Annotated in this window: 23 protein-coding genes; 13 read left to right on the forward strand and 10 right to left on the reverse strand. The window is 41.0% G+C overall.

Annotated features, from left to right (window positions below; all coding sequences use genetic code 11):
- The first annotated feature begins 276 nt into the window (after positions 1-276).
- Genes ACPEH5_RS02960 through ACPEH5_RS02970 form a run of 3 tightly spaced genes read left to right on the forward strand, consistent with a single transcriptional unit; the run spans position 277 to position 4106 of the window.
- A complete protein-coding gene (locus ACPEH5_RS02960) occupies positions 277-2700 on the forward strand; it encodes a DMSO/selenate family reductase complex A subunit (protein ID WP_129465871.1) in 2424 nt (807 codons plus the stop codon).
- 10 nt (positions 2701-2710) lie between these two features.
- Positions 2711-3328, forward strand: coding sequence for a DMSO/selenate family reductase complex B subunit (locus ACPEH5_RS02965; RefSeq protein ID WP_042843910.1), 618 nt, complete (start codon positions 2711-2713; stop codon positions 3326-3328).
- 1 nt (position 3329) lies between these two features.
- Positions 3330-4106, forward strand: a complete 777-nt coding sequence (locus tag ACPEH5_RS02970; RefSeq protein WP_042843909.1) for a dimethyl sulfoxide reductase anchor subunit family protein — start codon at positions 3330-3332, stop codon at positions 4104-4106.
- A gap of 62 nt (positions 4107-4168) precedes the next feature.
- Here the strand turns inward: ACPEH5_RS02970 and cmoB are convergent, their stop codons facing one another.
- The 5 genes from cmoB to ACPEH5_RS02995 form a co-directional block, all read right to left on the reverse strand.
- Positions 4169-5140 carry a tRNA 5-methoxyuridine(34)/uridine 5-oxyacetic acid(34) synthase CmoB gene (gene cmoB / locus ACPEH5_RS02975; RefSeq protein WP_042843908.1) on the reverse strand — a complete coding sequence of 324 codons (972 nt, stop codon included), beginning with the start codon at positions 5138-5140 and terminating at the stop codon, positions 4169-4171.
- 2 nt (positions 5141-5142) lie between these two features.
- Entirely contained in the window at positions 5143-5892 is a 750-nt protein-coding gene (cmoA, locus tag ACPEH5_RS02980; protein ID WP_042843907.1) for a carboxy-S-adenosyl-L-methionine synthase CmoA, read from the reverse strand.
- Positions 5893-6020: 128 nt separating this feature from the next.
- Complete coding sequence (locus ACPEH5_RS02985; protein ID WP_042843906.1) at positions 6021-6419, reverse strand: MAPEG family protein; 399 nt, start codon at positions 6417-6419, stop codon at positions 6021-6023.
- 149 nt (positions 6420-6568) lie between these two features.
- Positions 6569-6973 carry an NUDIX hydrolase gene (locus ACPEH5_RS02990; RefSeq protein ID WP_042843905.1) on the reverse strand — a complete coding sequence of 135 codons (405 nt, stop codon included), beginning with the start codon at positions 6971-6973 and terminating at the stop codon, positions 6569-6571.
- 98 nt (positions 6974-7071) lie between these two features.
- Complete coding sequence (locus tag ACPEH5_RS02995) at positions 7072-7395, reverse strand: DUF4377 domain-containing protein (protein WP_210814150.1); 324 nt, start codon at positions 7393-7395, stop codon at positions 7072-7074.
- 493 nt (positions 7396-7888) lie between these two features.
- On the opposite strand from ACPEH5_RS02995, the gene aspS reads away from it, so the two are divergent.
- From aspS to ruvB, 6 genes are all read left to right on the forward strand, one after another.
- A complete protein-coding gene (gene aspS, locus ACPEH5_RS03000) occupies positions 7889-9673 on the forward strand; it encodes an aspartate--tRNA ligase (RefSeq protein WP_042843902.1) in 1785 nt (594 codons plus the stop codon).
- Between the two features lie 9 nt (positions 9674-9682).
- On the forward strand, positions 9683-10114 hold the full coding sequence (gene nudB / locus ACPEH5_RS03005; RefSeq protein ID WP_042843901.1) for a dihydroneopterin triphosphate diphosphatase: 432 nt from the start codon (positions 9683-9685) through the stop codon (positions 10112-10114).
- A gap of 31 nt (positions 10115-10145) precedes the next feature.
- Positions 10146-10889 carry a YebC/PmpR family DNA-binding transcriptional regulator gene (locus ACPEH5_RS03010; protein ID WP_042843899.1) on the forward strand — a complete coding sequence of 248 codons (744 nt, stop codon included), beginning with the start codon at positions 10146-10148 and terminating at the stop codon, positions 10887-10889.
- 276 nt (positions 10890-11165) lie between these two features.
- Entirely contained in the window at positions 11166-11687 is a 522-nt protein-coding gene (gene ruvC, locus ACPEH5_RS03015; protein ID WP_042843898.1) for a crossover junction endodeoxyribonuclease RuvC, read from the forward strand.
- 142 nt (positions 11688-11829) lie between these two features.
- Entirely contained in the window at positions 11830-12447 is a 618-nt protein-coding gene (gene ruvA / locus ACPEH5_RS03020; protein ID WP_281110851.1) for a Holliday junction branch migration protein RuvA, read from the forward strand.
- Positions 12448-12463: 16 nt separating this feature from the next.
- Positions 12464-13474, forward strand: coding sequence for a Holliday junction branch migration DNA helicase RuvB (ruvB, locus tag ACPEH5_RS03025; protein ID WP_042843896.1), 1011 nt, complete (start codon positions 12464-12466; stop codon positions 13472-13474).
- Positions 13475-14002: 528 nt separating this feature from the next.
- Here the strand turns inward: ruvB and znuB are convergent.
- Together znuB and znuC are read right to left on the reverse strand one after the other, a co-directional pair.
- Entirely contained in the window at positions 14003-14788 is a 786-nt protein-coding gene (gene znuB / locus ACPEH5_RS03030) for a zinc ABC transporter permease subunit ZnuB (RefSeq protein WP_042843895.1), read from the reverse strand.
- Positions 14781-15548, reverse strand: a complete 768-nt coding sequence (gene znuC, locus ACPEH5_RS03035) for a zinc ABC transporter ATP-binding protein ZnuC (protein WP_042843893.1) — start codon at positions 15546-15548, stop codon at positions 14781-14783. Before znuC ends, znuB begins: the two co-directional genes overlap by 8 nt.
- A gap of 76 nt (positions 15549-15624) precedes the next feature.
- Between znuC and znuA the strand changes: the two genes are divergently transcribed.
- The 3 genes from znuA to lpxM all read left to right on the forward strand — a co-directional run bounded on the left by znuA (position 15625) and on the right by lpxM (position 19039).
- Complete coding sequence (gene znuA / locus ACPEH5_RS03040) at positions 15625-16584, forward strand: zinc ABC transporter substrate-binding protein ZnuA (protein ID WP_042843892.1); 960 nt, start codon at positions 15625-15627, stop codon at positions 16582-16584.
- A 21-nt stretch (positions 16585-16605) separates the two neighbouring features.
- A complete protein-coding gene (gene mepM / locus ACPEH5_RS03045) occupies positions 16606-17946 on the forward strand; it encodes a murein DD-endopeptidase MepM (RefSeq protein ID WP_129465874.1) in 1341 nt (446 codons plus the stop codon).
- 118 nt (positions 17947-18064) lie between these two features.
- Positions 18065-19039 carry a lauroyl-Kdo(2)-lipid IV(A) myristoyltransferase gene (gene lpxM, locus ACPEH5_RS03050; protein ID WP_166686507.1) on the forward strand — a complete coding sequence of 325 codons (975 nt, stop codon included), beginning with the start codon at positions 18065-18067 and terminating at the stop codon, positions 19037-19039.
- A gap of 62 nt (positions 19040-19101) precedes the next feature.
- Here the strand turns inward: lpxM and pyk are convergent, their stop codons facing one another.
- Positions 19102-20544, reverse strand: coding sequence for a pyruvate kinase (gene pyk / locus ACPEH5_RS03055; protein ID WP_042843889.1), 1443 nt, complete (start codon positions 20542-20544; stop codon positions 19102-19104).
- A 199-nt stretch (positions 20545-20743) separates the two neighbouring features.
- Complete coding sequence (locus tag ACPEH5_RS03060; RefSeq protein WP_042843888.1) at positions 20744-21589, reverse strand: MurR/RpiR family transcriptional regulator; 846 nt, start codon at positions 21587-21589, stop codon at positions 20744-20746.
- 474 nt (positions 21590-22063) lie between these two features.
- Here ACPEH5_RS03060 and zwf point away from each other — a divergent pair, with 474 nt between their 5' ends.
- Positions 22064-23539: a glucose-6-phosphate dehydrogenase gene (gene zwf / locus ACPEH5_RS03065; protein WP_042843887.1), complete on the forward strand. Its 1476-nt coding sequence runs from the start codon at positions 22064-22066 to the stop codon at positions 23537-23539.
- 82 nt (positions 23540-23621) lie between these two features.
- On the opposite strand, the gene pdxK is transcribed toward zwf, so the two are convergent.
- Entirely contained in the window at positions 23622-24470 is an 849-nt protein-coding gene (pdxK, locus tag ACPEH5_RS03070; RefSeq protein ID WP_281110852.1) for a pyridoxine/pyridoxal/pyridoxamine kinase, read from the reverse strand.
- Positions 24471-24808: the final 338 nt, after the last annotated feature.

The raw sequence follows: 24808 nt of genomic DNA on the forward strand, positions 1-24808 counted from the left end.
AATTTAAGGCATTCAACAATACGGTATTTAGGTGGTGTTTATAAGATAAGGAAAATCAATGAATTGGTTTTCCTTATTGCTTTTGCGCTTTTTAGTAGTTAATTCATTAATAAATACCGCTTAATACCGTAAATAATATGATTTATTTGCTATTAATGGTGTGATTATCGGTTGTGTTGATGCATATCAATTAACCATGTTTTTTATATGGCTACTATTTAATTACTATAAAAATACGATGTAATTCAATTTATAATAATAAAAGGTAGCAATGTAATGATTAACAATATCAGAAAAAAAGCGCTGAGTAGGCGGCAATTTATTCAAGCCTCTGCATCAGTCGCGACCACAACGGCCATTGTCAGTTCCATCACTTTACCTTTCTCTGCCCAAGCAACACCACCAGTTACCATTCAACCTGATGAAATCAATGAAACGATTAAATACAGCGCATGTTTAGTGAATTGTGGGAGCAGGTGCCCGTTAAAAGTGCATGTGAAGGATGATGTAATTACCCGAATCTCCAATGAGACTATGTATGATGACTCGCAATTTGGTTTACATCAAATACGCCCATGCTTAAGAGGGCGCTCTGTTCGTTGGAAAACCTACAACCCAGATAGACTGAAGTACCCGCTATTACGTACAGGAAAGCGCGGAGAAGGGAAATTTAAACGTATCACTTGGGATGAAGCAACAACAATAGTGGCACAAAAACTACGTTCTACTATTGATACTTATGGTAATGAAGCTATTTATTACCAATATGGTTCAGGCTCGACAGGAGCAAATTTACAAGGGCGTAATGCTTGTAAGCGCCTATTAAGCCAACTGGGTGGGTTCCTTGACCAACATGGTACCTATTCAACCGCGCAAATAAACGGTGTTATTCCCTATGTTTATGGGAAATTAGACGACTCACTGTTGTCTGAAATTGCGAATAGCGATTTAGTGGTGATGTTCGGTCATAATATTGCAGAAACACGTATGTCAGGTGGTGGGCAATTTTATGAAACCCTCCATGCATTAGAAAAAAGCAAAGCTAAAGTGATTATTATTGACCCACGCCGGACAGATAGTGTGACAACACTTGGCGCTGAGTGGATACCTATTTACCCCGGGACAGATGGGGCTTTGGTTGCTGCAATCATCCATACTTTAATTAAAGAACAGCTAACTGATGAGGCATTCTTAGCCCAATACTGTGTTGGTTGGGATAGCCAAACATTGCCTGAGTCTGCGCCAAAAAATGGCTCTTATAAAGATTATATTTTAGGCAAAGGTGATGATGGCATAGAAAAGACACCTGAATGGGCGAGCCGAATTACTGGCGTTTCAGCTACCCGTATTGTTCAACTAGCTCGTGAATTAGGGAATGCTAAAGCAGCGTGGATCTCTCAAGGTTGGGGGCTGCAAAGAACAGCGTCAGGCGAGCAGGCTTCTCGCGCAGTGATGATGCTGCCCATTGTTACGGGCCATATTGGCCGTCCTGGTACCAACGCCGGAGGATGGGGCGGTAATGTTGCTTATTCAGTGCCAGGGTTTGCTATTCCTAACCCAGTCAAGACTAAAATCCCTTGTTTTATGTGGACGGATGCCATTGCCCGTGGAACGGAGATGACAGCAACAAATTCGACGCTTATCGGTAAAGAGCGCCTCGAAACAAATGTAAAATTCTTATGGCATTACGCAAGCAATGTTACTGGCAATCAACACTCTGATTTAAATAAAACTCACAACATTTTGACGGATGAGTCTTTGTGTGAATTTATCCTTGTTTGGGACACACATATGACGCCATCGACAAAATATGCAGATTTGATCTTACCTGATGTCACGAGCGTAGAGTCTAATGACCTGATCAATAATTCCTATGCAAGTGGTGCATATCATTATGCAATTCGCCTGCAAAACGCGATTACGCCATTATGGGAGTGCCGCCAATCTTATGATGTACTGGCTGATATTGCGCAAAAACTAGGTATTAAAGAACAATTTACCGAAGGGCGTACCCATGAGCAGTGGATTGAGTACTGCTACAATCAAATGCGCGAGAAAAACCCGCATTTACCGACATTTGAAGAAACAAATGATATGGGGATTGTCGATAGAAAACTGGCGAATAGTGCGGACTATATTGCATTAAAATCATTCCGTGACTCACCAGAAATGGCTCCTCTACCGACACCATCAGGGAAAATTGAGATCTATTCAGAACGGTTAGCGAAGATAGCGAAAGAGTGGGAATACCCGTCAGACCAACGCATTCCAGCAGTACCTGAATATTGCGTAAATACAGAAGGTGTTGAAAACAAACAAGCTAAACAAAAATATCCGCTACAAATGACCGGCTACCATGATAAGGGCCATGCGCATTCGTCTTATTTTAATATTGCAATATTGCGAGAAGCGGTACCCCATCAATATTGGATTAACCCAATCGATGCTTCTGCTAGAGGGATCAAGGATGGTGATAATACCGAAATATTTAATGACCGCGGGCGAATGTATATCAAAGCTAAAGTCACTGAGCGTGTTTTACCGGGGGTTATTGCTGTTCCACAAGGTGCTTGGCGTGAAGTGAATGATGAGGGTGTTGATATTGGTGGATGTATTAATACATTAACCACCCAACAGCCATCGGCCTTAGTGAAGGGTAACCCTCAACATACTAACTTAGTTGACGTAAAACGTGCATAAGGAGTGATTGATGAAACAGTATGGTTTTTATTTTGACTCAACGAAATGCACGGGATGTAAAACTTGTCAGGTCAGTTGTAAAGATGAAAAAGATCTCGATTTAGGGCCTAAATTTCGTCGAGTCTATGAGTTCGGTGGTGGAAGTTGGCAGCAGCAAGATGGTATTTGGCAACAAAATGTCTATAGCTATTACTTATCCATTTCGTGTAACCATTGTTCTAACCCGACTTGTGTTGAAGGGTGCCCAACGGGAGCCATGCATAAGCGAGAACAGGATGGCTTAGTAGTCGTCGACCAAAGTGTTTGTGTTGGCTGTCGCTACTGCGAATTACGTTGTCCTTATGGTGCGCCACAGTACGATGAAAAGAAACATCTGATGAGCAAATGCGATGGTTGCTACGAACGAGTTGAAAAGGGGATGAAACCTGTGTGTGTGGAGTCTTGTCCTCAACGAGCATTAGATTTTGACGATATCAATATACTTCGTGAACGTCACGGTAATATAAGTGGTATTGCACCTATGCCAAATCCTAATCTAACCAACCCTAATATTGTGATTAAACCGCATAAAGACGCGAAGCCTTATGGTGATACGAGCGGTAAATTACAAAACCCGGCGGAGGTATAACATGCACGAACTTCCTCTTGTATTTTTTACCGTATTGGGTCAGTCAGCAGCGGGTCTATATTTACTTGCTTATTTGAGTAAAAAGATAGGGATGGTTGATGAGTACCAATTGCGTAACGCCAATATAGTGGCTTTTATTACGATGATAATTGCGTTAGCTTTGGGGGCACTGCATGTGGGGCAACCTTTGCGCTTCTTTAATATGCTATTAGGTGTTGGCCGCTCACCAATGAGTAATGAAGCTTTATTGAGTGGTATTTTTGTCGCTTTTGGGGCTGCAACTTTACTGTTTACTTTATTTATTAAAAATAAAGTATTAAGTGAACTATGTAACATCGGCACGGTGATTTTTGGTTTGGCATTTGTATGGTCAATTCCACAAGTTTATAACATTGCCACAGTTGCTAATTGGTTTACTGTCTTCACAACCTTACAAATGTGGATGACGTTGCTAGTCGGTGGAGGGGCATTAGCCATTCTATTGGGTGCTCAGCGGTTAGGGGCTTTGGCCTTCCTTATTGGGGCAGTTATTATTTTTGCTACAAGAGCCGCTTATGTGTCATTTTTGGGTGAAACAGGGCCTGAAATTAGTGCGGAACAAGCGGGTTTTTGGAGCTTCCAACTGGTTGTTCTCGCATTGATGCTGTTTGTTTTCCCAGCACTTTTATACCGGGGACGGAATTCGACGGCGCTACTGGGTATTTGTGCAATAGCCGTGATCTTAGCAGAGTTGTCGGGTCGAATTGCTTTTTATAATTTATGGCAAATAACAATGTAACTTTCTGATAAATAATCATTAAAATAAACGCCTATGGGAAACTTCTCCTAGGCGTTTTAGTTTTAAGGTTTGCGAGCAACTAAGATAGCGCGTAACGGTGCAGGATAACCTTCAATGGTTTTAGTTTGGTCATTAGGGTCTAAAAACTCCGCTAATGAATCTGTTCTCATCCATTGTGTGCGGCGCTGTTCTTCCAAAGATGTCACCGCTTGGTCAACAATACGTACATCCACAAAACCACATTTCTCTAACCAAACTTTGAGCATTTTAGCTGAAGGAATAAAGTACACATTGCGCATTTGAGCATAGCGATCACCCGGGATTAGACATTGGAACTCATCACCTTCAATGACAAGGCTTTCAAGGACCAATTCACCTTCGTTAACTAACTGATTTTTCAGTTGCCATAAGTGATCAAGTGGTGAACGACGGTGATATAGTACACCCATTGAAAATACGGTATCAAACGCGTTAAGTGCAGGGAGTTGCTCTATCCCTAGAGGTAATAAATGGGCACGTTGGTCATCCCCTAATAGTTTTCTGACTGCTTCGAACTGGCATAAAAACAGCTCTGTTGGGTCAATGCCGACGACAAATTTAGCTTGTTGTCCTAACATGCGCCACATGTGATAACCGCTTCCACAACCGACATCTAACACATAGCGGTCTTTTAACGACGAAATATGAGGCAAAACGCGATCCCATTTCCAATCAGAACGCCATTCGGTATCAATATTGACGCCATACAGTGAAAATGGCCCCTTTCGCCAAGGCATTAATTGCTCAAGGATATTATTTAAACGTCGAGTCTCACCGGATGTCAGTTCGGGCTCACGTGTGGCAGTGACACTGTTGAGTAAATCTAAATGTGTTGGTGTCATGACAGGTAAGTTATCTAACATTTTTTCCCATGAGGAAAAACCGCCATGTAAACCTTGCTTTTTCCATTCAGTAATTTGCGCTGGAAGGGTTTCAAGCCAATGACTTAAAGGGCCAACAGCGATCTGTTGGTAAAAACGACCAAAATCAATCATACTCAAGCCTCTTTAAGTGCTAGAAGTGAACCGAAATTAAAGCACTGGAACCAAACCTCACAGTGAGTAAAACCTGCATTTTTTAGGCGTTCTTTATGAGCTTCAACAGAATCTGTCAGCATCACATTTTCTAGCATGCTGCGTTTTTGGCTAATTTCTAGCTCACTGTAGCCATTTGCACGTTTAAAATCGTGGTGCATATTGAACAATAATTCACCTATTTTTTGATCCTCAAAATTAAATTTTTCAGAAAGTACTAAGATACCACCTGGTTGTAACCCCTGATAAATTTTATTCAGTAATAACTGGCGGTCATTCGGATTGAGGAATTGTAAGGTAAAATTGAGCACAACCATTGAGGCATTTTCGATATTGATATCTCGAATATCGCCTTCAATAACCTCAACCGGTGTATCTGCACGGTAAGCATCAATATGACGACGGCATCGCTCGACCATTGCAGGTGAATTATCGACTGCGATGATTTGGCTATTTTCGACGGTAATGTTGCGTCTTATAGATAAAGTGGCAGCACCTAGCGAACACCCTAAGTCATAGACTCGGCTGTGTGGCTTAACAAAACGACCAGCAAGCATGCCAATCATGGTAATAATATTTGAATACCCCGGTACTGAACGCTGGATCATATCGGGAAAAACTTCGGCAACTTTTTCATCGAATTGCCAATCACCAAGGTTAGCAATAGGTGCAGAAAAAAGGCTGTCTTTTTGGGTTGGGTCCTGACTTGACATAAGTTCTGTATTAATCAAAAACAAAAGTAGTGGGGGATTGTATCAGAAAGGCTGCTTTCTGAAAATCTATCCATATACCATGGAATAATGCGGCGGCACGTGAGTAAGTGCCGTATAGACGATAAAAATTAAAGATTAAACGAAACGATTTGTATCCATGGCAAATAATAAGTGTTTGCCATGACCATCAATGCCATAGCAAGGTAGGTTGCTACCATACCTGAACGGCGATATGTATAGTCATGGTTTTTTAAGCCATAGGAATGAAGTAAGCGACCCGCAATTAAGATAAGACCACAAACGTGGATCATCCAAACTTGTGCGCCGTTCATCTCCATAAAAAGTAACAAAATAAGGGAGATAGGGATATATTCGATGGCATTGCCATGAACACGGATTGCAGTTTGTAATTCATAAAAACCGCCATCACCATAAGCTATACGATATTGATTACGCAGCTTCACAACATTTAAAGATAATCTAAGCAGCAGTAAGGCACCTAGTACAGCGTACAAAGAGCTGACCATTTTTTACTCCACCATAAAACGAATCAAACTATGAAAACACCTAAAAATATAAGTTATAGTAATGTGTATTAACGATATTTTGTAAATTGTAATTCTTAAAAAGCCATAGGACAAATAAAATCACAACTTTTTTGGGTAATCATTCAATCTTATTTGATTAAACCATCTTGTTTTAATCGTTGTAAAATATGTACTGCTGTTGTGGAACAGCGTGATAAATCATGGCTATCAAACCAAGCGAGTTCAGCAATTTCAGCTGCAGGCTGCGGTTTGCCGTTATATTCGGCAAAATAACAACGAATACGGACTTGAGTGCCATCTTGCTTGCCATCCGCTAACCCAATGAATTCACCGTAAAAACGAATAGAGCTAGTGTCCAGTTTTAGTGTGAGTTCTTCATCAATTTCACGGCATAATGCTTGTTCATCCGTTTCACCAAGCTCTCTTTTGCCGCCAGGGATATAAAACAGCTGTTTGTTATGGGAGCGAACCATGGCAATTTTGCTTTGTGATAAGGCGATTAACCCCAGCTTATCAATAATTTTATCAGTCACAATGTCGTCACTCTTTTATTTTTTGATAATAAAAATTTGAAGTTTACACTGAGTAAAATCATTAAGCAGGGTAGAAACCCTAGCTTAATGATTAAACATTATTTTTTTTCAATGATTTTGACAAGTTCATAGCGAATGCTTGGGGCATCTGCTGGTGGGTTTGGCACATCAAACTGTTTCACTTGTAGGGTATAAGTGAAACCGGGTTGGTATTCAAACCCTTGAATTGAATTATAAAATAATTGCCAGTCATCATTAGGGTTTTCTTTTACTTTCATACATTTCATTGGGGCAACGCCGACACAGTCAGCGAGTGAAGAATCGACATAAAATGTTTTGGTATTATCAGTATCTGCGGGTTTCGCAGTTTGGCATCCTACAAGTAGCATAATTATGGATGAGGCAAGTAACATTTTTTTCATATGCAATCCTTAAACAGCAGATGATGATTAATTGAGCATTTATACAGTTTTCGATTATAGCAAACTGAAAAAGGTAACGATTCCTAAATAGAAAATTTTGTCACTAAAAATGGTGTTGCTGAATAACGATAGGTAATGAAATCAACAAAAGGTTGTTTTTTATTCAATATTCCCTTGAACAGATAAAATAAACCTTTGTAGTAATATGTACATGGTGCTCATAGTCACTTAAAATCGAACAGATCATCGTGTGCTGTCTGCATGCCTAGTGATTTAATTTTAATGTTATTTATTGGTGGCATTAAAATTGATGAAAATATGATTAAAAACAAAATGGTTTACGCGATAAGTTAGATCCGTAACTATTTGTCTGACAGAATTTCCTGTATAATGTCTGCCTTTTTGACATTCTGAATTTTCAGCTCAATGTTCAGCAAAATGCCAAATTCCCGCAGCAAGCAAATGCACAACAAGCTGAGTAAAAGGATATTGTATGCGTACTAATTATTGTGGGCAGTTAAACATTGCTCATGAAGGCCAAAAGGTCACCCTTTGTGGATGGGTAAACCGCCGTCGTGACTTAGGTGGTTTGATTTTTATCGATATGCGTGACCGTGAAGGTATCGTACAAGTTTTTTTCGATCCGGATCGCAAAGACATATTTGAAAAAGCGTCAGAGCTGCGTAATGAGTTCTGTATCCAAATCACAGGGACAGTACGCGCGCGCCCAGATAGCCAAAAAAATAAAGATATGGCAACTGGGGAAATTGAAATCTTTGCTGAAGAGCTTGATGTTTTTAACCGCTCTGAGCCGCTACCATTAGATAGCAATCAAACGAATACAGAAGAGCGTCGTTTAAAATACCGTTATTTGGATTTACGCCGCCCTGAAATGTCTGAGCGTTTGCGTACCCGTGCAAAAATTACCAGTTTTGTGCGTAATTTTATGGATAAAGAAGGGTTTTTAGATGTAGAAACCCCAATGTTAACCAAAGCGACCCCTGAAGGCGCTCGTGACTATTTAGTCCCAAGCCGTGTACATAAAGGTAAATTCTACGCGCTGCCACAATCACCTCAACTGTTCAAACAGTTACTGATGATGTCTGGCTTTGACCGTTATTATCAAATCGTAAAATGTTTCCGTGATGAAGACCTACGTGCAGATCGTCAACCTGAATTTACCCAAATCGACGTCGAAACCTCATTTATGACCGCTGAGCAAGTGCGTGAAATCATGGAACGCATGATCCGTAACTTATGGTTAGAGGTAAAAGGGGTTGATTTAGGCAACTTCCCAATCATGACTTTTGCGGAAGCAATGCGCCGTTATGGTTCTGATAAGCCAGACCTGCGAAACCCAATGGAGCTGGTGGATGTTGCTGACATCGTTAAAGATGTTGAGTTTGCGGTATTTTCAGGTCCAGCAAACGACCCTAAAGGCCGAGTGGCTGCATTAAAAGTCCCTGGTGGTGCCGCAATGACACGTAAACAGATTGACGAATATGGTCAATTTGTAGGTATCTACGGCGCGAAAGGTTTGGCGTGGATGAAAGTCAATGAGCGTGCAAAAGGCCTTGAAGGTATTCAAAGCCCAGTGGCTAAATTCCTGAGCGAAGAGGTTATTAACCAATTGCTTGAGCGCACAGGTGCTGCTGATGGTGATATCATTCTATTTGGTGCTGGCGCGAAAAATATTGTCACAGATTCAATGGGCGCGTTGCGTTTGAAAGTTGGTCGCGACTTTGAAATCACCAACTTAAATAGCTGGCAACCGCTGTGGGTGATTGACTTCCCAATGTTTGAAGAAGATGGTGAAGGTGGTTTAACTGCTATGCACCACCCATTCACGTCACCGAAAGACTTCACTCCAGAAGATCTCGCTAACAAGCCAGAAGAAGCAGTTGCCAATGCTTATGATATGGTAATTAATGGTTATGAAGTGGGTGGCGGTTCTGTTCGTATTCACCGTAATGAGATGCAACAAACTGTATTTAGTATTTTAGGTATTAATGAAGAAGATCAGCGAGAGAAGTTTGGTTTCTTATTAGATGCATTAAAATATGGTACACCACCACATGCAGGTCTTGCATTTGGTCTTGACCGTTTAGTGATGTTGCTAACTGGGACTGATAACATCCGTGATGTTATTGCGTTTCCAAAAACAACGGCGGCAGCATGTTTAATGACAAATGCACCAAGCTATGCGAACCCAGAGGCTTTAACTGAGTTAGCCATTGCCGTCGTTGCAAAAGACCTAGAAGTAAAAAATGAAGAGTGATAACGCCGAATGAAAATCTATAAGCGCCCAGAATCGGTATTAGTCATTATCGTGGCTAAAAATAGTGGTCGGGTGCTTATGTTAAGGCGTAACGATGATCCAGACTTTTGGCAGTCAGTAACGGGAAGTCTGGAATCTAACGAAACGCCGTTTGAAACGGCGTGTCGTGAAATTAAAGAAGAAACAGGTTTTGACGTCGAACAAAATCCGCCACAAGACTTATTTCATAGTATCATTTTTGAAATTTTCGCGCATTTCAGGCATCGTTATGCACCAGATGTATCACATTGCAAAGAGCACTGGTTTAAACTAGTTCTCGATGAAGAACAAATGCCATTACTGACTGAACATACTGATTTTCGTTGGTTGACGCCGCAAGAAGCCGCCAAATTAACCAAATCATGGAGTAACAGTCAGGCTATTTTAGAATTTGCTATTTAATTTATTGTATTGACGTTTTTGGAGATATTTCATGGCAGGTCATAGTAAATGGGCCAATACCAAGCACCGTAAAGCAGCCCAGGATGCGAAACGCGGTAAGATTTTTACAAAAATTATCCGTGAATTAGTTACAGCAGCCCGTTTAGGTGGGGGTGATCCCGCAACTAACCCACGTTTACGTGCAGCTGTAGATAAAGCGTTATCAAATAACATGACTCGTGACACCTTAAACCGTGCAATTGCACGTGGTGTGGGTAATGATGATAACGATAATATGGAAACAATCATTTATGAAGGTTATGGCCCTGGTGGAACAGCGGTTATGGTTGAATGTTTAAGCGATAACCGTAATCGTACCGTTTCTGAAGTGCGTCATGCTTTCACTAAAACCGGTGGTAACTTAGGGACGGATGGCTCTGTAGCCTATCTGTTTACTAAACGTGGTGTGATCACTTATGCACCAGGTGTTGATGAAGACGCCTTGATGGAAGCGGCATTAGAAGCGGGTGCTGATGACGTAGAAACTTACGATGATGGTGCGATGGATGTGTATACGACGCCAGAAACTTTCGGTGAAGTAAAAGACGCACTTGATGCCGCGGGTTTTACTAGCGAAGCCGCTGAAGTTTCAATGATCCCATCAACAAAAGCGGAGTTGGATGCAGAAACAGCGCCAAAACTGTTACGACTCATTGATATGTTAGAAGATTCTGACGATGTTCAGGAAGTTTATCACAACGGTGATATTTCTGACGAAGTTGCAGCGACACTGTAAAAAGTGAGGTGTTTTATTACACTCGCTACAATTTAAGACATATCCGCGTAGAGAAAGCGGGCTGTTGCAGCCTGTTTTCTCTAACGCCTTCCATGATATCCCTTCTTTTATTCGCTATACTTTTCAATACTGATAACTTAATTTATTTTTACATATATGCTTGGCTAATATTATGATGTTCAAATAGCTATTTAATTGAAATTGATAGTATTATGCAGCTAACCAGAACAATAAATTATGATGTAATTAATATAAAGAGGCATAAATAGATTTTATATGGCGATTATATTAGGGATTGATCCCGGTTCAAGAGTCACCGGTTACGGTGTTATTCGCCAACAAGGCAGGCAACTGCTGTATTTGGGTAGTGGTTGTATTCGGACTCAAGTTGATGATTTACCAAGTCGTCTGCAACGAATTTACGCGGGTGTCTCGGAAATTATCACCCAATACCAACCTGATATATTATCAATTGAACAAGTTTTTATGGCAAAAAATGCGGATTCAGCTTTAAAACTTGGTCAGGCGAGGGGAGTTGCTATTGTTGCTGCAGCCAATGCAAATATCCCTGTGTTCGAATATGCGGCACGGCAAGTAAAGCAGACCGTTGTCGGTACAGGTGCTGCTGAAAAAAGCCAAGTACAGCATATGGTTAAGTCTATACTCAAGTTGTCAGCGAACCCTCAGTCTGATGCGGCTGATGCTTTGGCAATTGCGATCACCCATTGCCATTTTAATCAAAATTTACTGAAAGTTGGAGACCCACGACTGGTGTTAACGCGCGGGCGATTGAGGTAGTTTACTGCTCTTCAAGTAACTTTTTAATAATAAATAGCTTCTCAGCTGGATATGCATCCAGCATTTTTTATGGTATAAACAGCAGTATTAATAATAGCAGGCTAAATTGGTCGAATTTTAGACGATAACAGAGGGGCTCAATGTGATTGGTCGTTTACGTGGCATTGTATTAGAAAAACAACCACCAATAGTATTATTAGAGTTGCAAGGGGTTGGCTATGAAGTCCATATGCCAATGACGTGCTTCTATGAACTACCAGATATTGGCCAAGAAGCTATTGTTTTTACTCACTTTGTAGTTCGTGAAGATGCCCAATTATTGTACGGTTTTAATGATAAGCAAGAAAGAGCGCTATTTAAGGAATTAATTAAAGTCAATGGTGTTGGTCCAAAATTGGCTCTGGCGATTTTATCGGGTATGTCCGCCCAACAATTTGTTTCAGCAATAGAACAAGAAGCAATTGCATCACTAGTGAAACTTCCCGGTATTGGTAAAAAAACCGCAGAACGCTTAGTGGTTGAAATGAAAGACCGCTTTAAAGGCCTTAATGGGGATCTGTTTAATAAAACAAGTGATATCAATCTTCCTAATGTTAACAGTAAACAGCCAAGCACTGTGGATATTGAAGCTGAGGCAGCGGCAGCCTTGATTGCTTTAGGTTATAAACCGCAAGAGGCCAGCCGGATGGTCAGCAAAGTAGCTAAACCTGGTAGTGATTCAGAAACATTGATCCGTGATGCCTTACGTGCAGCACTCTGATTGAGAGACTATTAATATGATTGAAGCTGATCGCCTAATTACCGCTGAAGTGTTGCAGTCAGATGAAGAAGCTATTGACCGTGCGATCAGGCCTAAGCTGTTGAATGAATACATTGGTCAGCCACAAGTTAAAAACCAAATGGAAATTTTTATTCAAGCAGCCAAAATGCGGGGGGACGCACTCGATCATTTATTAATATTTGGGCCACCAGGGCTGGGTAAAACAACGCTTGCAGGGATTGTCGCAAATGAATTAGGCGTGAATTTACGTACCACATCAGGGCCGGTCTTAGAAAAAGCAGGCGATCTTGCTGCTATGTTGACTAATCTTGAACCCCATGATGTGTTATTTATTGATGAAATTCATCGGCTTTCGCCTGTTGTTGAGGAAATTCTCTATCCTGCCATGGAAGATTACCAATTAGATATCATGATTGGTGAAGGCCCAGCTGCACGTTCAATCAAAATTGATTTACCACCTTTCACTCTAATTGGGGCAACTACACGTGCTGGGTCATTAACTTCTCCGTTAAGGGATCGCTTCGGTATTGTGCAACGCTTAGAGTTTTATCAAGTGGACGACTTACAGCATATTGTTAAAAGAAGTGCACAATACATGGGGTTAGATATCACCGAAGGTGGTGCTCATCAGGTAGCCATGCGCTCAAGGGGGACTCCACGCATAACAAACCGTTTGTTACGTCGTGTACGGGATTTCGCACAGGTTAAAGGTGATGGGTCTATTGATGAACAGATTGCTAACCAAGCACTAGACATGCTAAATGTTGATGCCGCAGGGTTTGATTATTTGGACCGTAAATTATTAGTCGCAATTATTGATAAATTTATGGGGGGGCCGGTTGGCGTGGATAACCTTGCCGCAGCTATTGGTGAAGAACGCGAAACAATAGAAGATGTACTGGAACCTTATTTGATCCAACAAGGCTTTATCCAGCGTACACCTCGAGGTCGCATGGCAACAACACACGCCTACAATCACTTTGGTTTGTCTCCGAAAGAGGTTTAATTACTTTTTTCACGGTTGGGGAAAGCTAAATAACAGGTAGTTTGCAAGCTTGATATACGGTTGTAAATAACGACAAAGGCATAAACGGACATGTTCACAGAGTATCAATATTCTGTTTAAACTTAAATTATTCGTTATATTATTAATAATTTATGCCTTATTCAATTCTACGACCTTGGCAAGTAGCAAGGTCTTAGTAGTCACTTTTTTATTACTATAATATTGTATCGTATTATATAACCTTGCTGTCTTATATCTGAAGTTAATATAGGCTAAACTTAATTATTATTTTAAATAATAATTGCCCTATAAAAATACGACTCTTTATTCTTTTTGATGAATGCTGAAAGTAAGCCCACTAGGGTAGAGGTAGCTTTTATTTAATCTTACTCAAATTAGTTAGCCACTCTATACAAAAAAATAAAAGAAAAGTAATAAATAAAGGAAAGGTAATAAATAAGAGGGTAAGCTCATAACAAAGTGCCCTAGTTAAAAAAGACTAGGGCATATGCATATTTTGATAATGAATTAATTCTTTGCTTTAACTAATAAGCTAAATATAAATAAGACCGCTGAAATTAACACCACAGACGGGCCTGCTGGCGTGTCGTAAAAAGCGGAAAAGGTGAGCCCCCCAGTAACTGAAAGCATACCAATGATAATTGCTATAAATGCCATTTGCTCAGGGGTGTGAGCAAATCGACGGGCTGTAGCTGCGGGTATAATTAATAAGGAGGTAATAATTAGCGCACCAACAAATTTCATTGCGATACCAATAGTTAATGCAGTAACTAACATAAGCAATAAACGTAAGCGTTGGATATTAATACCATCCACAAATGCTAATTCAGGGCTGACAGTAATAGATAAAAGTGCCCGCCAACGATAAAAAAGCAACCCACAAACGACAATAACACCAACCAGTATTATGGTAATATCTTCGTAACTTACAGAGAGTAGGTCGCCGAATAAATAGGCCATTAGGTCTACACGGACATTTGCCATTAAACTAACAACGACTAAACCTAATGACAGTGAGCTATGAGCCATAATACCAAGCAAGGTATCAACAGCAAGTTGAGGGCGCTTTTCTAACCATACCAGTATTAAAGCTAATAACAAAGTTACGGCAATAATCGCATAAAATGGGTTTATGTTTAAAAGCAACCCAAAGGCGACACCTAATAAAGAGGCATGGGCCAACGTATCGCCAAAATAAGACATTCGGCGCCATACAACAAAAGAACCAAGAGGGCCAGCCGCAATAGCAAGTAGCATGCCTGCAATCCAACCAGGTAATAACAATTCAATCATGTTTACAGTCCTTGTTATGCTGATGCCCTGAAATAATATTACCTTCTAAATCGTGTTGGTGATTATGTTGATGACGGTATACCCCTAATTGTTGTGCACCTCGGTAGCCGAACATGGCAACAAATTCAGGGTGATTTGAAACTACATCCGGAGCGCCTGAACAACAAATATGCCCATTGATACATAGCACTTTATCCGTTTTAGCCATAACCAAATGCAAATCATGGGAAACCATTAATACCGCGCAACCGAGCTCAGTTCTTAATTGGTTAATTAAGTCATATAGCGCAACTTGCCCTGTAATATCGACACCTTGCGCAGGTTCATCAAGAACCAGTAGGTCAGGTTTATTCAGTAATGCGCGAGCGAGCAAAACTCGTTGGGTTTCACCACCTGATAATTTTTGCATTGGTTGGTCAAGTAAATGTGCTGCTTTAACCCGTTCCAGTGCAGGCAGTAAATGTTCTTTGCGTGCACCGAGTTTTAATAACATAAAGCGCTTAACAGTAAGAGGAAGGGTTGTGTCCAAATGAAGTTTTTGTGGAACATAGCCAATGGCAAGGGAAGAGTCGCGTGTTACGGTACCCGATGTCGGGGCCAGTAACCCTAACACGACACGTACAATTGTCGATTTCCCCGCCCCATTAGGGCCTAAAAGCGTGACGATATCCCCTTTATTTAGCTCAAAGGAGACGTTTTCGAGAACTTGTCTTTCGCCAAATGAAACAGAAATCTTATTTAAAGTGAGTAATGGTTGCATATGAAAAACATCTTGCAGAATTCATGTTGTGTTATATTATAACATTTCAAAATTAAAATCACGGAAAAAGACTGCTATGATACATAAATCGAAACATATTGCCCGTAAATTTCTTTTCGGGGCGGTGGCAACATCCGTATTGAGTGCAACTATGGTGTCTGCATCCTATGCGGATGTTGTCACTTCAATTCGTCCATTAGCTTTTATCGCAGCGGGAATTGCTGACGGTGTAACCGGTACCCAAGTTCTCCTTCCCGATGGCGCATCCCCCCATGATTATGCGCTTAAACCTTCTGATTTGAAAAAAATTAAACAGGCTGACTTATTCGTTTGGGTTGGACCGGATATGGAAATGTTTTTACAAAAGCCAATCAATACGTTACCACAGAATAAAAGACTAGCATTGGCCGAGCAGGAAAATATCAAATCATTACTTTTAGCAGAGCCTCACGAAGATGAGCACACCCATGAACATGGTGATGAGGCTAACTATGACAAGGATCACGAACATCATCACCATGGTGAGTATAATATGCACATCTGGTTATCCCCAGACATTGCAAATTCTGCTGCACAGGACATTTATGAACATTTAGTAGAGCTTTATCCGGAACAAAAAAATAAGCTAGACGTAAACCTTCGTAAATTCAAAGAAAATATGGCGCAAAATGATGAAAAAATTGCTAAGATTTTGCAGCCAGCTAGAAACAAGGGTTATTTCGTTTTTCACGACGCTTATGGCTACTTTGAAAAACACTATCAATTAGCTCCATTGGGGCATTTTACGATAAATCCGGAAATACAGCCTGGTGCGCAGAAATTACATCAAATACGAACTCAATTGGTTGAGCATAAAGCGCAATGTGTTTTTGCTGAGCCACAATTCAGGCCTGCTGTGATTGAAAGTGTAGCACGTAATACGGGAGTAAAAATGGGAACTCTCGACCCACTTGGAATTGGGCTGGCTATAGGGCCAGATAGCTACATGCAGTTTTTGACACAATTGTCGGAACAATACGCCAGCTGCCTGAATTAAAAAATAGAAGGAATTGTTTAAGTGCAGCAAATGGCCAAAAGTCTGGCTCAGGTATATGGTAGCCTGTCTAGAACTCACAAAATTGTATTAAGTACGCTCACAGTAGCTACCATGGCCGTCGCAATTTGGCGGCCAGTTCATATACCAGCCACTTCTGAAAATGATGGTACGCCTGATACTATTATTCCACTCTCTTTACTTTCTCCTCGTGACGCCACTGACGATATAATTCAAGATAGTAGCGATCAACTTCCTGATGAAGGGTTAGCTGACACTGAGGCTGAAGCTGCTGAGACCGGTGGAGAGGTTGCGCCATTACCCCATGAGTATGTTGTGGCAAGTGGTGATAATTTAACAACCATTTTAACCCAATTCGGTATAGAAGCAGGTGATGTTGCGACGCTATCAAATCAACATAAATCACTAAGAAATCTTAAAATAGGTCAATCGTTAAATTGGTCTTTGACAGATCAAGGCGAGTTAGAGTCTTTAACATGGGAGGTTTCTCGCCGTGAAACTCGTGTGTTTACCCGTGTTGGAGCAACGAATAAATTTGAAGAAGCTAAACAAATTCGCACTGGCGAATGGACAAATAGCGTCTTAAAAGGGACAGTCGACGGTACATTTGCACAAAGCACGAGTAAAGCAGGTTTAACGCGTAGTGAAGGTCGTGACGTGATTAAAGCTTTACAATGGCAAGTTGATTTTCGTAAATTGAAAAAAGGCGACAAATTTAGTGTTCTAATGAGCCGCGAAATGCTTAATGGTCGTAGTGAGCAAAGCCAGTTAATAGGTGTTCGGTTGCAAACTAATGGGAAAAGCTATTATGCATTCCGTGCGGAAGATGGCCGTTATTATGACAGTGAAGGGAATGGTTTAGAACGTGGTTTTTTACGTTTCCCAACGGCAAAACAATTTAGAGTTTCTTCCCAATTTAACCCACGTCGTGTAAACCCGGTTACAGGGCGTGTAGCACCTCATAAAGGTGTCGACTTTGCTATGCCAGTAGGGACACCTGTCCTTGCAGTAGGGGATGGCGAAGTGATTGTATCGAAATACAGTGGTGCGGCAGGGAATTTTATCGCGATCCGCCATGGTCGCCAGTATACCACTCGCTATATGCACTTACGTCAATTATTAGTGAAGCCAGGCCAAAAAGTTAAACGTGGTGATCGTATTGCATTATCTGGTAATACAGGGCGTTCAACGGGGCCTCATTTGCATTTTGAAATGTGGGTTAACCAACAAGCAGTGAATCCACTAACAGCAAAATTACCAAGTTCTGGTGGTTTAACGGGGAAAGAAAGGAAAGAATACTTAGCGTTAGTTAAAGAAACAAAACCCCAACTTAAACTGCAATAATTAATGATCTTATTTTTCATAGCTGGCAGGTACTTGTATCTGCCAGTTTTCTTTGTAATGCTTTCGAAAATTATTATTATAGGCTATAAAAGATAGCCGTTATTCACTTGAGTGCAGCATGAATAAAGACCAAGACACTGATAGTAAAAAAGGGTATGTGCCAACCTTTCATCGTTCCTATCTACTACCTAAATATTGGGGAGTTTGGATGGGCGCAGCTGTATTAGCAGGCTTAGCTTACATCCCTGTTAAAGTTCGGGACCCATTACTAGCAAAGGCAGGGAAATGGGTAGGACGGGTAGCTAAAAGTGCGCGTCGTCGCGCTAAAATCAATTTACTTTATTGTTTCCCACAATTAACGGAATCACAAAGAGAACAATTGGTTGACCGCATGTTTGAAACTGCGCCGCAGTCTTTTGTTATGTTAGCTGAATTATGTCTTCGCGGAGCAAATAAAACACTCGCAAGAACACATTGGCATAATGAAGAAATCATTGAACGCTTAAAACAACAACAAAGTAATGTGATTTTTATGGTGCCTCATGGTTGGGCAGTTGATGTCCCAGCTATGTTATTAGCGGCAAGAGGTCAGACTATGGCCGCTATGTTTCATCACCAGAACAACCCTGTAGCGGATTATTTATGGAATAAAGCCCGCTATCATTTTGGTGGGCGTTTACACTCAAGGGAGGCGGGTATCAAACCGTTTATCGCCTCTGTCAGGCAAGGATACTGGGGGTTTTATCTTCCAGACCAAGACCATGGTGAAGAGCACAGTGAGTTTGTCGATTTTTTTGGTACTTATAAAGCGACGTTACCTGCAATTGGTCGGTTGATGAAAGTGTGTAAAGCAAAAGTTGTTCCGCTATTTCCTGTATATGACCATAAAACACATCAATTACATATTTATATTCGTGAACCGATGGATGATATTGATGGTAAGGATGATGAATATATAGCACGAAGAATGAATGAGGAATTGGAATACCTTGTTTCACCGAACCCTGAGCAATATACGTGGATATTGAAATTACTAAAAACCCGCAAAGAAGGGGAAATTGAGCCTTATCAGCGTAAAGATTTATATCGCTAACTATCGGATACTATACGTTAACAATGAAATGAGCCCCCGCCTGAATAGGCGAGGGCAAAAGGTTATTCGACTTCTAAAATACGGCAAGTATTGGTACTACCGATAGTCCCCATCAAGTCACCTTGAGTAACTAGGACAATATCACCACTCATTAAATAGCCGTTGTCGCGTAGGCGAGTTACCGCTTCATTGGCGGCAGCAATTCCATCAGTATGGGTGCTACAGAAAACCGGAGTAACGCCACGGTATAGTGAACACTGGTTGAGTGTTTTCTCATGGCGTGACATTGCAAAAATAGGCAAGCCAGAACTAATACGTGACATCATACGAGCGGTACGGCCTGATTCTGTCATCGCAATAATGGCTTTAACCCCTTTAAGGTGGTTAGCTGCGTACATTGTTGACATCGCAATAGCTTCTTCTGGGCTATTAAATTCTGCATCTAAACGGTGTTTAGAGACATTCAAGCCAGGCATTTTTTCTGCGCCAAAACACACTTGCGCCATCGCAGCAACAGTTTCTGCTGGGTATTGACCTGCTGCCGTTTCAGCTGAAAGCATAACCGCATCTGTACCATCAAGCACCGCGTTTGCTACGTCCATAACTTCTGCACGAGTTGGCATTGGGTTGGTGATCATCGATTCCATCATTTGTGTCGCGGTGATCACGACGCGGTTTAATTGACGTGAGCGGCGGATCAATTTTTTCTGAACCGCGACCAGTTCAGGATCGCCAATTTCAACACCGAGGTCACCACGAGCAACCATAACGACATCAGATGCAAGGATCACTTCATCCATGACTTCATCATTAGCAACGGCTTCGGCACGTTCAACTTTCGCTACAATTTGGCATTCACAGCCTGCATCTCGTGCTAAACGACGTGCATAATCTAAGTCTTCACCTGAACGAGGGAAAGAAATAGCTAAATAGTCTACGTTAATTTTTGCTGCGGTTTTAATGTCTTCTTTGTCTTTATCAGTTAATGCTTCAGCAGAAAGGCCACCGCCTAATTTATTAATGCCTTTATTATTTGAGAGCTGACCACCAACCGTAACTTCAGTGAATACTTGCAGGCCTTGGACTTCACGTACTTTTAATTGAACACGTCCATCATCAAGGAGCAGGATATCGCCAGGTACTACATCAGCAGGCAAACCTTTATAGTCAATACCTACTTTTTGCTGATCGCCTTCCCCTTTACCTAGGTTAGCGTCAAGAATAAATTTGTCCCCAACATTTAAGAAAACTTTGCCATCTTTAAAGGTAGAAACGCGAATTTTTGGACCTTGTAAATCACCGAGGATCGCAACATGACGACCTAAACGAGCGGCAATTTCACGTACTTTATTAGCACGTATTTGATGGTCTTCTGGAGTTCCGTGGGAGAAGTTAAGGCGAACAACGTTGGCACCAGCGTTAATAATTTTTTCAAGGTTATTATCACGATCAGTAGCTGGACCAAGAGTTGTAACAATTTTAGTTCTTCTAAGCCGTCTAGACATGTATTACTCCGTTGACCTGTATGGTGTTGATAAAAGAGTGAAACCATTTCACTCCATTTCGAAACCTGTTTACTGCAAATAGGGATGCTGACACGAGCACAGCTATTATATACTGCGAATATTTTTATGCTATCAGGTCTGCAAAACTATTAAAGTCTGATAAGCAAAGAAAATCATTCACACTGTCAATTTATTGTATTCAGGCATTATCAAACCGCGAATCACGTAATGCTTCTTTGACGCGCTTCAAGTTATCTCTAAATTTTTCACCTCTTCTTAACGTAAAGCCAGTGGTTAACACATCAATAACAGCGAGCTGTGCCATTCTGGAAACCATTGGCATGTACATATCCGTATCTTCTGGGACATCGATAATAATGGCAAGGGAGGCGGCTTGTGCTAAAGGGGTATTTTCTGAGGTGATAGCAATTACGGTGGCATCATTTTCACGGGCTAAATAAGCCATATCAACGAGTGCTTTGGTTCTTCCTGTATGGGAAATTAACACGATGACATCTCCTTCAATACTATTGATGCAGCTCATGCGTTGCATAACAATATCATCAAAGTACATGACAGGAATATTAAAGCGGAAAAATTTATTCATCGCATCATGAGCGACAGCCGCAGAAGCACCAAAACCAAAAAAGCTTATTTTTCGTGCTTGCGTTAATAAATCGACTGCTCGATTGATGGCACTGATATCTAAGGTATGTTTTACGTTATCAAGGCCTGCCATAGCTGATTCAAAAATTTTGTGTGTATAAGTGTTTACGGTATCCGTTTCTTCCACATGGCGGTTTATATAGGGGGTGCCATTCGCTAAATTTTGTGCGAGCCGTAATTTAAAATCAGGGAACCCTTTAGTGTCCATTTTTCGGCAAAAACGATTCACTGTTGGTTCGCTAACGTCTGCTAATTGTGCTAAGGCTGCGATACTAAGATGAATAGCGTTTTGCGGCATGCCTAGAATGACTTCAGCCACTTTTTTTTCTGATTTACTTAAAAAATCGAGACTCATTTTCATTTGTTCTAAAATATTCATATAGCAAAAGCGCCTATTTCATCGAAAGGAGAAATTTTTGAGCCATCACGTTATCCTAGTGTTGATTTTAAGTTTCTTATTCATGAGGCTGTTATGGTGTGTGAAAATATACTATGTATGATGTGTAAACTATCTGAATGCAGAGGCTAAATGGTAGCTTTTTTGTGAAACTTTGACCCGTATCTAATTTTCAGATTAGTAAACATCCTACAGATTTGGTTATTTTGTTTCACGGGCTGGCTCCATTCAGTTTTGATGCGCACTTTTCGTACAATAAAGAATATTCCCGTTATAACATGAGATTAGGACAAAATTATGTTGTTTTTTTCAGCATAAAAACTGTGATCGGCATCATGAACATTTACTGGACACTTGCAACAGGGTACATTAGCGGAATTAGGGCTAATTTTAACAAAATTACAATAAGGCCTATCCTAGTTAGGTCTTAGATTCCGCAAATTGAGGAGAACCAATATGGCGGTACATAATGCTGCTCAAGCTTGTGACTTAATTATCTTTGGCACCAAGGGTGACCTTGCACGTCGCAAACTGCTGCCGTCGCTTTATCAATTAGAAAAGGCAGGCTACATTCACCCAGACACGCGTATCATAGGTGTTGGCCGTGCAGAGTGGAGCCAAGATGATTATGTTAACTTCGTCGAAGAAGCGTTACATAAGTTCTTAAAAGAGGAACTCGATTCAGCATTGTGGGAAAAGCTCAGCGCACGCTTAGATTTCTGTAACTTGGACGTTAATGAAACAGAAAGTTTTGTTCGTCTCGCTGAAATGTTAAAACAAGATTCCCAGCCAGCTATCCATTATTTCGCTATGCCGCCAAGCACATTCGGGGCTATGTGCCAAGGGCTGGGTCATGCAAAATTAAATAAAAAACCTAATCGTGTCGTAATGGAGAAACCATTAGGAACGAATTTGGCATCCTCACAAGAAATTAATAATGAAGTAGCGAAGTATTTCGATGAAAGCCAAGTTTATCGTATTGACCACTACCTTGGTAAAGAAACGGTTTTAAACTTATTAGCTCTGCGTTTTGCTAACTCGTTATTTATTAATAACTGGGATAATCGCACTATTGACCATGTGCAAATTACCGTAGCAGAAGAGGTTGGTATTGAAGGTCGCTGGGGTTACTTTGACCAAGCAGGGCAAATGCGTGATATGGTACAGAACCACTTGCTGCAAATTTTAACGATGATAGCAATGTCACCCCCAGCAGATTTAACGACCGACCGTATTCGTGATGAAAAAGTGAAAGTATTACGTTCACTGCGCCGAATTGACCACAGCAATGTGCGTGAAAAAGCTGTTCGTGGGCAATACACTGCAGGTTTTGTGCAAGGCAAAAAAGTCCCTGGTTATTTAGAAGAAGATGGGGCGAATAAACAAAGCATGACTGAGTCATTTGTTGCCCTGCGCGTAGATATTGATGATTGGCGTTGGGCTGGCGTTCCTTTCTACTTACGTACCGGTAAACGTTTACCTGCAAAATGTTCTGAGGTGGTTGTTTACTTTAAAAAACCGGCATTGAATATTTTCTCTGAAAGCTACCAAGACCTGCCGCAAAATAAATTAACCATTCGTCTACAGCCAGATGAAGGGATTGATATTGAAATTATGAACAAGGCACCGGGTCTTGATCATAAACATCGGTTACAAACTACAAAACTGGATTTAAGCTTTTCAGAAACTTTCAATCAAACACACTTAGCCGATGCCTACGAACGCTTACTACTCGAAGCGATGAGAGGGATCCAAGCATTGTTTGTACGACGTGATGAAGTAGAAGAAGCGTGGAAGTTTGTTGATTCCATTATTGATGCATGGGCAATGGATAATGACGCACCAAAACCATACCAAGCAGGTACATGGGGGCCGATTGCTTCTGTTGCCATGATTGCTCGCGATGGGCGTTCTTGGAATGAATTTGAGTAACAGCTGATGTTATTTAGTTAACTCATCCCGCAAAAGCCAAACAATTGTTTGGCTTTTTTTGTCGTGAGGGGGAGATAAACACTTAGAGAATTAACTCACTGCGGCCCGTGGCAACCATATGAATAATGCCTTGTTCGATACGTAAACAGGCCATTTTGGCTGCGTCAGGTACTGAAAGCCCCGCAAGAAGTTGGGCGGTTAACTCTGCACCAAATAAGTCACCAGTCCCTTTGGGGGTCACGGGGTAACGTTTGTGACGGATCACCGCAACCTCATGTTGTGTCACGCAAACTACCTCGATATGGTCTTCATCAGGCTGAAATGCGCTGGTGATAATCACCCATTGAGTATTACCTTTTAATAGCGTGCGTGCCGCGTTAACAGCGTCATCTAAATTATTGACCTGTTTACCACTCAATGTCATTAATTCGAATTTATTTGGAATGATACCCGTTGCTAAAGGGATGACCTTGTCACGGTAAACTTCGGCGATTTCTGGCGGAATATAAAAGCCGCTATCTTCATCCCCCATAACTGGGTCAACAATAACTGGCAATGTTGGGCGTTGCTCCCGAATGCGTATTAGCCAGTTAGCTAAGTCTTGTGCTTTCTCAGGGGAACCTAAGTAACCTGTAAGGATAGCTCTTACTGAGTCTAAACTACCTCGCTCTATAAAGCCGTTTAAGTAGCCACAAAACCATTCACCAGGCAATTCACCACCATAGCAAGTAGAATAATGTGGGGTATTGCTGAGTACCACAGTGGGAACGGCAGCAACACGCAGGCCTTGCTTGGTGAGTGCAGGTACCGCAATACTATTACCGACGCTACCATAAATAACTTGAGATTGGATTGATACAACATCATAGGGTAGTGGAGTCGCATCGGCGGCATTTTGAAAACTATTGGAGGTAAGGCTGAAGGTGTTCATGACTCTCTCTTAGGTATATTTCAATCATATAGCTACTATAAGAAGCTTGTTCAACTGGCTTGTCAATGTTAAAGATCAAATAGCATATTAGTGCTGCCTGTAAAGTGAAAAAAAGGGTAAAAATCTATTTTTTTATTAAAAAATATTTGTGTAAAACGTATTATCTTCGACTGTTTATTCGTTTTTAGAATGCCAAAGTTACGTTTATCGTGTTTATCGATGCATAATTATGCGATTTTTTATTCAAACTAAAAGGTGTTTATATTCATTGACTTAATAAAAATGACATGCTAAAAATAAGCAGTAATTAACTATCAACATGAGGGTTCGGAGTAAAT

Origin of the sequence: Providencia sp. NPDC089933, from assembly GCF_049545585.1 — a bacterium.
Lineage (GTDB): Bacteria > Pseudomonadota > Gammaproteobacteria > Enterobacterales > Enterobacteriaceae > Providencia > Providencia huashanensis.